Here is a 13305-nt window from a genome sequence, read left to right as displayed (position 1 = left end):
CTGCTCGCGCAGGAAAAACACCCGAATCAGGTTCTGCGCCGTCGGCGTCACCATCAGCTTGGCGAACGAGGGCTTTTCGGCCCGCAGCATCGCCAGCTTGTCGTCGCCATGCCGTTCCCAGAGATCGATCAGCGCATAGGGTGCGGGATAATTCTGGTGGGGCGCGGCCTTTTCCGCCTCGCTGCGCATCCGCCTGGCAAGCAAGCCCCTGACCGGACCGAGGTTCAGGATCCAATTCAACGGCCCGGGTTTGGCGCACTTCAGCCGGCCGAATACCGCGTCCCGAACGGCATTACGGACATGCCGCTCCTCCGCCACCGCATCGACCAGCCCGAGCGACTTCGCCTTGCGGGCATCGATGGTCTTGCCGGTCAGCATCAGGGTCATTGCCTGCATCGGATTGACCAGCCTGGTGAAGCGCGCCGTGCCGCCGAGGCCGGGATGCAGGCCGAGCATCACCTCCGGAAAGCCAAAGCGCGCGCCCTCGATGGCGATGCGCGATTGACAGGCCAATGCGACTTCGAGGCCACCGCCGAGGCAAAAACCGTGGATCACCGCGACGGTCGGAACCCTCAACCCTTCAAGGCGGTCGATCACGGTATGGGCGCGGCCGATCGCGATCTCGACCGGCCACGGATCGGTGGCGCCGCGAAATTCGTTGACGTCGGCGCCGGCGATGAAACCGGATGGCTTTGCCGAGCGGACGACGAGCCCGGTGGGACGCTGGCTTTCCAGCGCGGCCAGCACCGTCTCGAGCTCCTCGATCAAATCGGCGGACAGCGTGTTGGCGCTGGCGTCTTCGCGGTCGAATAATAGCCAGGCGATGCCGTCGGCATCGCGGGTCAGCTTGAAATGGCGGTAGGGGCTGTCGGGCTCGGGCTTCGGGCCGAGTTCGAGCATGCGGTCGCCGAGTAGGTCCATGATCTTCGAATCCATGATCACACCGTCTCGATCAGCATGGCGCCGCCCTGCCCGCCACCGATGCATTCGGTGGCGATGCCGCGCCTCGTTCCCAGCCGCTTCATCGCATTGACGAGATGCAGCACGATGCGGTTGCCGCTGCAGCCGACCGGATGACCGAGGCTGATGGCGCCGCCGTCCACATTCAGCCTGGCGTGGTCGATCGGCCCGGCGGCACCGTCGAGGCCCAGAATCTCGCGGCAGAATTTTTCATCGTTCCAGGCGGCGAGGCAGCCCAGCACCTGCGTCGCGAACGCCTCGTTCAATTCCCAGGTCTCGATATCCCCGAGCGACAATTTGTTGCGCTTCAAAAGTTCGTTCGACGACAGCACCGGCCCGAGGCCCATGATGGAGGGATCGAGCGCCGACCACTGGCTGTCGACAATCATTGCCTTCGGCGTCAGACCGTGTTTCGCAACCGCTTCTTCCGAGGCCAGGATCACCCACGACGCGCCATCGGTGATCTGCGAGGAATTGCCGGGCGTGACCTGGCCCCACGGCCGCTCGAACACCGGCTTCAGGCCCGCCAGCTTTTCGGGCGTGGAATCCGGCCGCACGCCGTCGTCATGGTCATAAAACCTGCCGTCGCGCGCGAACGCGGTTTCGACCTCGCCCTTGAGCCAGCCTTGCGCCTGCGCGTTGGCGAGCCGCTTGTGGCTTTCGGCGGCATAAAAATCCGACTGCGCCCGGGTGATGCCGAAGAGATAACCGACCTTTTCGGCGGTTTGTCCCATGTTGAGTTCGGTGATCGGGTCGGTCAGCCCGCGCTCCAGCCCGATGATCGGCTTGAAATAGGACGGGCGTGTTTTCGCGAGCGCGGCGAGCTTTGCCAAAATACCCTTGGCGCCGGCCAATCCAGCGAACCAGCGCACGCCCTGCTGCGGCCAGACCAGCGGTGCGTGGCTGAGGGCTTCAGCACCGCCGGCCAGGATCAGGTCCGAATTGCCTTCGCGGATGTAGCGGTACCCCGTATCGATCGACTGCATCCCGGAGCCGCAATTGATCTGCACCGTGAACGCCACCATGGCCTCGCCCATGCCGAGCCGCAGCGCGGCGACCCGCGCCGGATTCATCTCGTCGGCAATGACATTGACGCAGCCGAGGATCACCTGGTCGAACGCATCGGGCGCGAAGGGTTGCCGTGCCAGCAGCGGCCGGCCGCACTGCACGGCGAGATCGACCGGGGTAAATGGTCCAGGGCCGGAACGCGCTTTCAGGAACGGCGTCCGGCTGCCGTCGATAATGTAGACCGGTCGCGCCATCAGCTTGCTGCCCGCTGTTCACCCAATTCCTGGAAGAACTGATGCACATCGGCGGGCTTCTTGTAAATCGGCGACAGCGCTTCGGGTGCGAAGTCGTCGACCTCGATCACCCTGGCGACCGCTTCCTGGGCGGCTGCGATCTTCTCACCCTCGGTCCGGGTGATGACGCCCCGCTTCACCGCTTCATTCCAGTCATTGATACGGGCCGCGCGCATGCTCCTGGCGATCTCCTCGGCGCCCGTGACCAGCAGGAACGCCTTCTCCAGCCGCGCCACGCCGCCATCGTCATCGACATGTGACAGATCGGAAGTCAGGCGCTCGCGCGCCGCCGACGGCTCCAGCACGAGTTGGGCGCATTGGTGGACCACGCGGTCGGACGGCCCGAGCACGCGCGCGCCGAACGGCTGGATCACGAACTTCAGGATGATGGCGACGAAGCGGTTGGGCAGATTGGCGAGAATTTCCGCAAAACGGTTTTCGATGGTACGGAAGCCGCTGGCCATGCACCATTCGAGGGCGGCGAAATCGGCTTGCTGCCGGCCCTCGTCCTGCCAGCGTTTCAGCGCGGCGGACAGCAGATACAGTTCGGAGAGAATATCGCCGAACCGCGCCGAGAGCATTTCCTTGCGCTTCAGCGCGCCGCCGAGCGTCAGCAGCGCCATGTCGGCGCACAGCGCGAAAGCCGAGGAATAGCGCGATAGCTGGCGATAGAACCGGGTGGCGTCGCCGGCATCCGGCGCCGGCGCGAACAGGCCACCAGTCCAGTTGCGGCCCCAGGCCCGGAACAGCGTGGTGACGCTGTGACCCATATGTTTCCAGAACGCCTTGTCGAAGGCGTCGAGCCCCTTGGCGCGGTCGGCCTCGCCGAGCGCATTCATCTCTTCCAGCAGATACGGATGCGCGCGGATCGCGCCCTGCCCGAATACGATCAGATTGCGGGTCAGGATATTGGCGCCCTCCACGGTGATGCCGACCGGCACCGAGCGATAGAGGCTGCCCATGTAGTTCTGCGGGCCGTCGATCACGGCCTTGCCGCCATGAATGTCCATGGCGTCGTCGATCGCGATCCGCATCCGTTCGGTGGCATGCAGCTTCATGATGTCGGAAATAACAGCGGGATGATGGCCCTGATTGAGCGCGGCACAGGTCAGTCGCCGCGCCGCGTCGAGCAGATAGGCGGTGCCTGCAATGCGCGCCAGCGGCTCCTCGATGCCTTCGAACTTGCCGATGGGAACGTTGAACTGCTCGCGGATGCGGGCATAGGCCCCGCTGGTGCGCGCAGCATAGGCCGCGCCCGCGGCCGACAGCGACGGCAGCGAGATGCCGCGCCCGGCGGCGAGCGCCGTCATCAGCATTTTCCAGCCCTGCCCGAGACGTTCCTGGCCGCCGATGATGTAGTCCATCGGGATAAAGACATCATGACCGCTGTTGGGGCCGTTCTGGAAGACCTGCATCGACGGCAGATGGCGCCGGCCGATCTCGACGCCGGGCAGACCGGTCGGGATCAGCGCCACGGAGATGCCGAGTTCTTCCTGGGATCCCACGAGATGATCCGGATCGCAGGCCTTGAAGGCGAGGCCGAGCAGCGTCGCCACCGGACCTAGCGTGATGTAGCGCTTGTGCCAGTTCAGCCGGAGCCCGAGCACTTCCTTGCCGTCAAAATTGCCCTTGCAGATGATGCCGCTGTCGATCATCGCGGCGGCATCGGAGCCGGCTTCCGGGCTGGTCAGTCCGAAACAAGGAATCTCGCTTCCGTCGGCGAGGCGCGGCAACCATTTCTGCTGCTGGTCCTTGGTGCCGAAACGCATCAGCAGTTCGCCGGGGCCCAATGAATTGGGCACCATCACGGTGACCGCGGCGGTCAGCGAACGCGACGAAAGCTTCCGCACCACCTCGGAATGCGCATAGGGCGAAAAGCCGAGCCCGCCATATTCCTTCGGGATGATCATGCCGAAGAATTTTTCGCGCTTGATGTAGGACCACACCTCGGGCGGCAAATCCCGCCATTCCCAGTTGATCTTCCAGTCGTCGAGCATGGCGCAGAGGGTATCGACCGGGCCGTTGAGGAATGCCACCTCCTCCGGCGTCAATGTCGCCGGAGCCACCGCCAGCAGTTTGGCCCAATCCGGATTGCCGGTGAAGAGGTCGGCGTCCCACCAGACGTCGCCGGCCTCCAAAGCCTCGCGCTCGGTGTCGGACATCGCCGGCAGCACGCCGCGCGCCCAGGAGAAGATCGGCTTGGTGATGGTATCGCGGCGAAAGCTCATGGCGGTGTCCTCATGTCGGAAACGGCGCGATTTACGCGGCACCCTTTATGCCAAAAGACGGTTCATTCTAGTGGAAAGCGGGGATTTCGGTGAACACTTCGCACTGAAAATAAGGCGAAATTGATCCATGAATTTCGTCCAAGGCACACTGGTGCCGGACAACGACCATGAGGGGCGGCGGTTCCGGAGAGCGCGGCAGGGGTGCGATACCGGCTTCACCTCTCCCCGCTTGCGGGGCGAGGGAAGAAGGTCAATCCGGCCGCTTCATCTCGAACATGTTTTCCGGCTTGATCTCGAAATAGTCGCCCTGGCGGCCGGCGCGGACGATCGGGTGGGCAAGTGCCGTCTGGTAGACGCCGTCCTTGATGAAGGCCTTGTCGATATGGACGGCGACGACCTCGCCGAGCGTGAGCCAGGCCTGCGCCTTTTTGCCGTCGGCGCCCTGCAGCTGGATGATCTGAGACAGTTTGCACTCGAACGCGACAGGGCTTTCCGCGACCCGCGGCACGTTGACGAGCTTGCCGGGCACCGCCGTGAGGCCTGCGACGCTGAATTCGCTGACGCCGTGGGCGACATGCGCCGCGGTGGCATTCATCTGCTGGGCCAAGTCCATGGTGGCGAGATTCCAGACGAACTCGCCGGTCTCCTGGATGTTCTGGACGGTGTCCTTCCAGGAGGTCGAGGAAAAGCCGATGATCGGCGGGTGATAGTTGAAGGCGTTGAAGAAGCTGTAGGGCGCCAGATTGACATTGCCCTTGGCGTCCCGCGACGAGATCCAGCCGATTGGACGCGGCGCGATGATGGCGTTGAAGGGGTCGTGCTTGAGGCCATGGCCGTTGGCCGGCTCGTAAAAATGCAGGTCTTTCGGGGTTTTGGCGTCCACGTTATTTTTCCTTTGTAGGGGCCGCGGGCTGGGCAAAGCCACCGGGTCGCGCGAATGCGCGCCCGATGACAGGCTTCGCGTGCCCACCAATCCCTTTGAACAAGAATGGTGGGCACGCGCAAGCGCGCTTTGCCTACCCTGCGAAACTGACACCTAGCGCGCCGCCTTGCCCCGCGGCGCCATGCTGGCGAGGATGAAATCGATCATCTGGTCGATCGTCGGACCGGGCTTGTTGGCGCATTGCGCGATCATCTGCGGATGGAAGTACCGCACCATGCCGGTGCAGCAGCACAACGCCGCCTGCTCGAGGTCTGCCACCTCGAATTCGCCTGCTGCCACGCCCTGCGCGATCACGCTGCCCATGGTCTGGGTAATCAACGTGATATGGGCGTTGCAGACCTCCCAGTCCTCCTCCATCGCGATCGCGACCATCTCGTGCAGCTTGGAATCGCCGACATAGCGTTCCGAATTCATGCGGTGGACGGTGTTCATGAGTTCGCGCAGGCGCAGCCCCGCCGGACCTTTGCTGTCGGCGATCCGTTGCGCCTCGACCTCGACCTCGCCCATCAGCACGCGCGCGACGCCCTCATGGATCGCCTTCTTCGAATCGAAAAAGCGATAGACGTTGGCCGGGCTCATCCGCAGCACCTTGGCGATATCGGCCACGGTGGTCTTTTGATAGCCGATCTCGCGGAACAAACGCTCCGCCACCACGAGAATCCGTTCTCGCGTGTCGGGTTCGATATGGTCGGAAATCAGCGCCATGTCAGGACTCAATCTCGTTCAATGTTCAATTATTCCGCCGCCTGGGCAAGCGGAATTGCGGGCTGCGGCACCGGTTGATGCTGCGGCGCAACGTCAACTGTCTCGCCGCTGCCGCGTTCCTCCAGGCTCTTGCGGAACCAGAGTGCGTAGAGTCCCGGCAGGTACAACAGCGTCAGGAAGGTCGCCACGAACAGGCCGCCCATGATGGTGATCGCCATCGGGCCCCAGAACGCCGAGCGCGACAGCGGGATCATCGCGAGGATCGCGGCCAGCGCCGTCAGCACCACCGGGCGGGTACGCCGGACGGTAGCCTCGACGATGGCTTCCTTGCGGGTCAGGCCGGCGGCGACGTCGGTCTCGATCTGGTCGACCAGGATCACCGCATTGCGCATGATCATGCCGGCCAGCGCGATCAGCCCGAGCAGCGCCACGAAGCCGAACGGCTGGTTGGCGATATTCAGTCCCAGCGAGGCGCCGATGATGCCGAGCGGCGCGGTGAGGAACACCAGGATCAGCCGCGAGAAGCTTTGCAGCTGTATCATCAGCAGGGTCAGCATGACCAGGACCATCAGCGGAAACAGCACGAAGATCGAGGCATTGCCCTTGGCGGACTCCTCGAACGCGCCGCCTGCCTCGATCCGGTAGGCCGGCGACAGGCTGTCGCGAATTGCCTGCAGCCTGGGCGCGATCTGGCTGGTGACGTCGGGCGCCTGCACGCCGTCGACGACGTCGGCGCGCACGGTGATCGCCATGTCGCGGTTGCGCCGCCAGATGATCGGCTCCTCGTGGGCGTATTCGATCTTGGCAATCTGCGTCAGCGGCACCGCGACGCCGTTGCGCGAGGTCACGGTGAGATCGCCGACCCGGCCGAGATCGAGCCGCTCGGACGGCACCGCGCGGGCCACCACGCCGACCTTCTCGATGCCGTCGCGGATCGTCGTCACCTGCGCGCCCGAAATCAGCATGGCCAGCGCCTGCGATACGTCCTGCGGGGTCAGACCGAGCGCGCGGGCGCGGTCCTGGTCGACCACCAGCTTGAGGTAGGGCGACTGCTCGTTCCAGTCGAGCTCCGGATCCCGGACATTGGGATTTTGCCGGACGACATCACGTACCTTGTAGGCGATGTCGCGCACCGTGTTGGGGTCGGGGCCGATGACGCGGAACTGGACCGGAAAGCCGACCGGCGGGCCGAAATTGAAACGGTCGATGCGCACGCGCGCCTCGGACAACACGCCCTCGCCTACCGCCTTCTCCAGCCGGGCCTTGATCCGCTCGCGCGCATCGACGTCTTTCGAGACGATGACGATTTCGGCGAAAGCCTCGTTGGGCAGCTGCGGGTTGAGTCCGAGCCAGAAGCGCGGCGAACCCTGGCCGACATAGGATGTGTAGGTCGCAATGTCCTTGTCGTCCTTCAGCAGCTGTTCGGCCGTTTTCACGGATTTCTCGGTAACGTTGAACGCGGTACCCTCGGGCAGCCGCAGCTGCAGGAACAGTTCGGGCCGTTCCGACAGCGGGAAGAACTGCTGCTGCACCCGACCGAAGCCGATGATGGAAAGCGCGAACACGGCCACCGTCGCCAGCACCACCTTGACCCGGTGGTCGACGCACCACTGGATCATGCTGCGCAGGATCCGGTAGAAACGGGTTTCGTACACCGCATGCGGATCATGGTTGTGGCTGACGGTGATGTTGGGCAGCAGCTTGACGCCGATATAGGGCGTGAAGATCACCGCGACGAACCAGGACGCCACCAGCGCGATCGCCACGATCCAGAAAATGCCGCCGGCATATTCGCCGACCGCCGAATTGGCAAAGCCGATGGGGAGGAAGCCGACGGCCGTGACCAGCGTTCCCGTGAGCATCGGAAACGCGGTGGATTCCCAGGCAAAGGCCGCCGCGCGCATGCGGTCCCAGCCCTGCTCCATCTTCACAACCATCATTTCGACCGCGATGATGGCGTCGTCGACCAATAGCCCGAGCGCAATGATCAGCGCGCCGAGCGTGATCCGGTGCAGGTCGATCGACATCGCATTCATCACGACGAAGACGATCGCCAGCACCAGCGGCACCGACAGCGCCACCACGATGCCGGTGCGCCATCCCAATGCAAGGAAGCTGACAAACAGCACGATCGCCAGCGCCTCGATGAAGGAGCGCACGAACTCGCCGACGGCGCGCTCGACCACCTTGGGCTGATCGGCGATCTGCTCGACCTGGATGCCCTGCGGCACCGCCTTCATGAATTCATTGCCGGCGTTCTCGACCTGCTTGCCGAGCTCCAGGATGTTGGCGCCCTTGGCAGTGACCACGCCGATGCCGAGCGCGGGCTTGCCTTCCTGGCGCGCCACGAAGGTCGGGGGATCGACGAAGCCGCGGGTGACGGTGGCGATATCGCCCAGCCGAAACACCCGGCCGTTGCTCTCGACCGGTGTTTCCGCCACGGCCTTGGCGCCGTCGAGCGCACCGGTGACGCGCAGCGGCACGCGCTGCGAGGAAGTCTCCACCGTGCCGGCCGGCACCACGTTGTTCTGCTTGGCGAGCGAATCGAACAGCGCCTGCGGCGTGATGCCGAGCGTCGCCAGCTTGGCGTGCGAGAACTCGACGAAGATCCGTTCTTCCTGGGCGCCGTAGAGATTGACCTTCGTCACGCCGGGCACCTTGAGCAGCCGCTGGCGCATGCCTTCGGCGGCCTTCTTCAACTGCGCGAAGTCGGCGCCGTCACCGGTCATCATATAGAGAATGGAATCGACGTCGCTGAATTCGTCGTTGACGGTGGGCCCGAGCAGGCCGGCCGGCAGCTGGCCCTGCACGTCGGCGAGCTTCTTGCGCAGCATATAAAACAGGTAGGGCACGTCCTTGGGCGGGGTCGAATCCTTGAAAGTGACCTGCATCGCGGTGAAGGACGGTTTCGAGTAGGTCTGCACCTTCTCGAAATAGGGCAGTTCCTGCAGTTTCTTCTCGATGGGGTCGGCGACCTGGGTCTGCATTTCGGCCGCAGTAGCGCCCGGCCAGATCGCGGAGACGTTGACCACCTTGACCGTGAAGAACGGGTCCTCGGCGCGGCCGAGGTTCTGGTAGGAAAAGAAGCCGGCGGCGCCGAGTGCGATCATCAGGAACAGGATCAGCGCGGGGTGGCTGACCGCCCAAGCCGAGAGGTTGAAGTGTTTCATCTCACGCTCCCGCTCAGAACGACAGTGACGAGACGACCCTGACCTTCTGGGCCGGGTCGAGTTTTTGCACGCCTAGCACGACGACTTTCGAGCCCTCATCGACGCCACTGGAAATGACGACGTTGTTGCTGTCGTAGGATTTCACGATGACCGGCTTCAGGGTCACGTCACCCTTGTCGTCGACGATGTAGAGCGAGGGATTGCCGCCCTGGCTGTACAGCGCCGACAGCGGCAGCCGCGCCACGCTCGAAGTGGCGGGATCGGCCAGAGTGAGCGTCGCGGTCATGCCGAGCGAGACGCTCTCGCCGGCCTCCGGCAGCGAGAATTTTGCAAGATAGGTCCGGGTCGCGGGATCGGCCGCCGGCGCGATCTCGCGCAACTTCGCGGCATACTTCCTGTCGGGTTCGGACCACAGGCTGACACTGGCTGTGCCCTGCTTGGCGCGGCCGACCAGCGTTTCCGGGATCGCGACAACGGCTTCCTTTTCCGCAAAGCGCGCGACCCGAACCGCGGTCTGCCCCGACGCGACCACCTGGCCGGAATCGATCAGGGTGGCGGTGACGACGCCGCGGGTGTCGGCGACCAGGGTTGCATAGGACAGGCTGTTCTTGGTCAGTTCGACCGAGCGCTCGGCGCGATTGAACCGCGCGCGGGCTTCGTCGGCGGCGGCGCGGGACTGGTCCATCTGCGCGTCGGTGGTCCAGCCTTTGGCGCGCAAATCCCTGGCGCGCTGCTCGGAAGCGGTAGCTTGCGCCAGCACGCCGGTGGCGGCGCGGAATTCGGCCTCGGACTGCTCGGCCTGCAGCTTCAGATCGACTTCATCGAGGGCGGCCAGCGGCTGGCCGACTTCCACGCTCTGGCCGACCTCGACCAGCCGTTTTGCCACCTTGCCGGGGACCCGGAAGCCCATGTCGGTCTCGATCCGGGGCCTGATGGTGCCGACAAAACTACGCTCCGGCGATTCCGGCTTGTACTGCACCGTCGTTACCAGCACGGGACGTTCGGGGGCGGCCTTTTCGGTGACTTTCTCATTACAGCCGGTCAGGGCGATCGCCACAGCGGCCAGTGAGAGTCCAGCTAAGAATTTGGAATAGCTAGATAAAATGGAACGAGCGAGCATTTTGGTTTCCCTCGATGGCATGGAGGGCAGTGTCGATTGTACAGTGACGATTGTCAATATTCGTCACTGATCATGATTTCGTGAGTTGGTGAGCTGGTTAAGGGCCACGCGAATTAGTCGGGTCAACGGAGAGCGGGGGCAACGCAGCCGGGGTCGCGCACCCCTGCCCCTGCGCAAAACCTGCACAACAATCCGCATTTCCTGATCACCCCGTACATCGGCCCTCCCAACCGTGACCCCATGCTCGGATCATGGGGAAAATCATCGACGTCCGCTTCAGACGATCGCGGCTGCCTCGCCGGCTGCTCAATGACGGCTGGTGGCTGGAAACGCCGTCCGCCCGCAGCCCCGTGACCGCCTTGGCGATGCGTCACGCGGCCAGGCCCAAATCCAGGCCCGAGCTCAACTCCAAGCCCCGGGTTCGCCACCTCACCCTCGTCACCTCCGGACAATGAACGCCATGTCGATTGCGACCGCGTCCGATCTCGAAATTGCCCCAGCTGCCGCCCGCTCGCTGGCCAAGCCGCTGCTGCTTGCCGCCGGCTGCGCGGCGCTGGCCGACTGGCTGTTCTACGGCTGGCAGATCGGCATCTCGCTGGCGCTGTTTCTGGCGACGCTCGGTATTGCAGGCATCGCCGGCAATCACGTGCATGCGACGCGCAGGACCCGGATCTTCATGACCGGCGTATTCGTTGCCGGCCTGCTTGCGCTGGTCGAAGACGTCAACGCGCAGTCGGTGACTGTGACCACGCTGGCAACCGCGCTGTTCGTCATCGTCGTCACGGCCGTTGAAGCATCGTCCTGGCCATGGCGACTGCTCGAAGCCGCAACGATCCCGTTTCGAGGCCCGTTTCAACTGGCCGGCGATTTGTTTGAAGCATGGCAGTCGATGAAGGGACGGCTTCCGGATTGGCTGAGCATGGACACGCTGGTGGCCTGGATCATTCCACTGGCCGCATGCTTCGTGTTCTTCAGCCTGTTCGCGTCTGCTAATCCGCTGATCGAATACCGGCTGCAGCAGTTCGACCGCTTTGGCCGGTCGCCCGCGACACCAGCCACAATCATGAAATCCAGCGGCTCTCTGCAAACTGGCGAGGGTCTGGTTTTCGGGCGTGGCGTCTCGACCGATATTTGGCTAACAATCGCGACATGACGCAAAAATCCCTCGACGGCGGCAAAGGCTAGCGACCGTGGCTCATTCCATTCTCGTGGTCGATGACGACCCCCATATCCGCGACGTCGTCCGCTTCGCATTCGAGAAGACCGGCATGGCGATCTCCATTGCGCAGGACGGCAAGGAAGCGCTGGCCCGGTTCGACCGCAACGTCCACGACCTCATCGTGCTCGACATCGGCATGCCCGAAATGGACGGGCTGGAGGTCTGCCGCCAGATCCGGAAAACCTCGGATACGCCGATCCTGTTCCTGTCCGCCCGCGACGAGGAGATCGATCGTATCCTCGGCCTCGAAATCGGCGGCGACGACTATGTGACGAAGCCGTTCAGTCCGCGCGAGCTGGTGGCACGGGTCAATGCCATCCTGCGGCGGGCGCGAACTGTCCCGGCACCGGCGGAAAGCAAGGCCATGAACCATGGCGGGCTCGCGCTCGATCCGGACGCCCGCACCGCGAACTTCCGCGATACGCCGATCGCGCTGACGGCGCTCGAATTCTCCATCCTGCGCACGCTGCTGGCGCGGCCGGGTTTTGTCTTTACCCGCGAGCTGATTCTGGATGCTGCCTATGCCGGCAATATTCACGTCGCCGACCGCACCATCGACAGCCATGTCAGGAACATCCGCGCCAAGTTTGCCGGCGCCGGCTGCGAGTCCGCGATCGAGACCGTCCACGGCGTCGGCTTCAAGCTGGGACGTTGCGAGGCCGCGCGTTGAGCGAGCCAACGGCCAACACCAGTCGGAAATGGCGGCCAAGCCTCAGCCTCGTCGTCTTTGTCGTTCTCACCAGCGTGCTCGCGCTGCCGCTGTTCAGCATCTACTTCCTGAAAGTCTACCAGAACCAGCTGATCCAGCAGGCCGAAGCCGAACTGATCGCGCAAAGCGCAGCACTCGCCGCCACCTTCCGCCGCGAGGTGGAGACCGGCATTCCCAAGGGCGTTGCGCTCGGCGCGAAGGTCGCGCCGGTGGCACCGAAACCATCCGAAGCGCCGTATCAGCCGATCTGGGCCGAACTCGAACTGGTCAGCGAGAGCGTGCTGCCGCCGCGGCCGGCGGCGCGCACGCCATCGGCGCCGGCCGATCCCGGCTTCGCTGCGCTTGGCGCGCGCATGATGCCGGATCTGGTCGCTACCCAGAAGGTGACGCTGGCCGGCTTCCGGTTGCTCGACCCCAACGGCGTCGTGATCGCCGGCCGCGAGGAAGTCGGGCTGTCGCTGGCGCATCTGGAGGAAGTCGGCGAGGCGCTGCAAGGCCGCTTCAAGGGCGTGCTGCGGGTGCGTATCTCCGAGAACGAACAGCCCTCGCTCTATTCGATGAGCCGCGGCACCGGGATGCGCGTCTTCATCGCGATGCCGGTGATCGTCCGCGAGCAGGTCGCCGGCGTGGTCTATGCCTCGCGCACGCCGAGCAACGTCTTCAAATATCTGTACGAGCAGCGCAGCCGGGTCATTCTCGCGATACTGTCGATGATCGTGCCGACGCTGCTGATCGGGTTTCTGTTTCACCGCACCATCACCGGCCCGATGCGCGAACTGGTGGAGCGCACCAATCTGGTCGGCAAGGGCGACCGCGACGCGCTGCGTCCGCTGCGGCATCACGGCACCAGCGAATTCGCGCTGCTGTCGCAGAGTTTTCTGGACATGGCGCGGCGGCTGAATACGCGCTCCAGCTTCATCTCGACCTTCGCCACCCATGTCTCGCACGAA

10 protein-coding genes are annotated in these 13305 nt (G+C 64.2%); 3 read left to right on the top strand and 7 right to left on the bottom strand.

Features of this window, described 5'->3' with window-relative positions; translation table 11 throughout:
* The 7 genes from Q8N40_RS26280 to Q8N40_RS26250 all read right to left on the bottom strand — a co-directional run.
* The coding region (locus Q8N40_RS26280; protein WP_305713887.1) for an enoyl-CoA hydratase-related protein at positions 1-936 on the bottom strand (936 nt) is incomplete at its 3' end.
* A gap of 2 nt (positions 937-938) precedes the next feature.
* Positions 939-2222, bottom strand: a complete 1284-nt coding sequence (locus Q8N40_RS26275; RefSeq protein WP_305713886.1) for an acetyl-CoA C-acetyltransferase — start codon at positions 2220-2222, stop codon at positions 939-941.
* Complete coding sequence (locus Q8N40_RS26270) at positions 2222-4489, bottom strand: acyl-CoA dehydrogenase (protein ID WP_305713885.1); 2268 nt, start codon at positions 4487-4489, stop codon at positions 2222-2224. The genes Q8N40_RS26275 and Q8N40_RS26270 overlap by 1 nt, the downstream gene beginning before the upstream one ends.
* Before the next feature lie 250 nt (positions 4490-4739).
* On the bottom strand, positions 4740-5372 hold the full coding sequence (locus Q8N40_RS26265; RefSeq protein ID WP_305319661.1) for a flavin reductase family protein: 633 nt from the start codon (positions 5370-5372) through the stop codon (positions 4740-4742).
* A gap of 153 nt (positions 5373-5525) precedes the next feature.
* On the bottom strand, positions 5526-6137 hold the full coding sequence (locus Q8N40_RS26260) for a TetR family transcriptional regulator (RefSeq protein WP_305319662.1): 612 nt from the start codon (positions 6135-6137) through the stop codon (positions 5526-5528).
* A 29-nt stretch (positions 6138-6166) separates the two neighbouring features.
* The gene (locus Q8N40_RS26255) at positions 6167-9307 is read right to left on the bottom strand and encodes an efflux RND transporter permease subunit (RefSeq protein ID WP_305713884.1); all 3141 of its coding nucleotides are present in this window, start codon (positions 9305-9307) and stop codon (positions 6167-6169) included.
* Between the two features lie 13 nt (positions 9308-9320).
* A complete protein-coding gene (locus Q8N40_RS26250; protein ID WP_305713883.1) occupies positions 9321-10427 on the bottom strand; it encodes an efflux RND transporter periplasmic adaptor subunit in 1107 nt (368 codons plus the stop codon).
* A 319-nt stretch (positions 10428-10746) separates the two neighbouring features.
* Between Q8N40_RS26250 and Q8N40_RS26245 the strand changes: the two genes are divergently transcribed.
* The 3 genes from Q8N40_RS26245 to Q8N40_RS26235 all read left to right on the top strand — a co-directional run.
* Positions 10747-11580 (top strand): hypothetical protein, encoded by an 834-nt coding sequence (locus Q8N40_RS26245; RefSeq protein ID WP_305713882.1) that lies wholly within the window; start codon positions 10747-10749, stop codon positions 11578-11580.
* A gap of 37 nt (positions 11581-11617) precedes the next feature.
* Positions 11618-12316, top strand: coding sequence for a response regulator transcription factor (locus Q8N40_RS26240; protein WP_305713881.1), 699 nt, complete (start codon positions 11618-11620; stop codon positions 12314-12316).
* Positions 12313-13305: HAMP domain-containing protein (locus Q8N40_RS26235; RefSeq protein WP_305713880.1), on the top strand; the 993-nt coding region annotated here is incomplete at its 3' end. The genes Q8N40_RS26240 and Q8N40_RS26235, both read left to right, overlap by 4 nt.

Source organism: Bradyrhizobium sp., from assembly GCF_030693485.1.
GTDB lineage: Bacteria > Pseudomonadota > Alphaproteobacteria > Rhizobiales > Xanthobacteraceae > Bradyrhizobium.
Note: the sequence above shows the minus strand (reverse complement) of the source record. Positions and strands in the feature narration are given on the sequence as shown.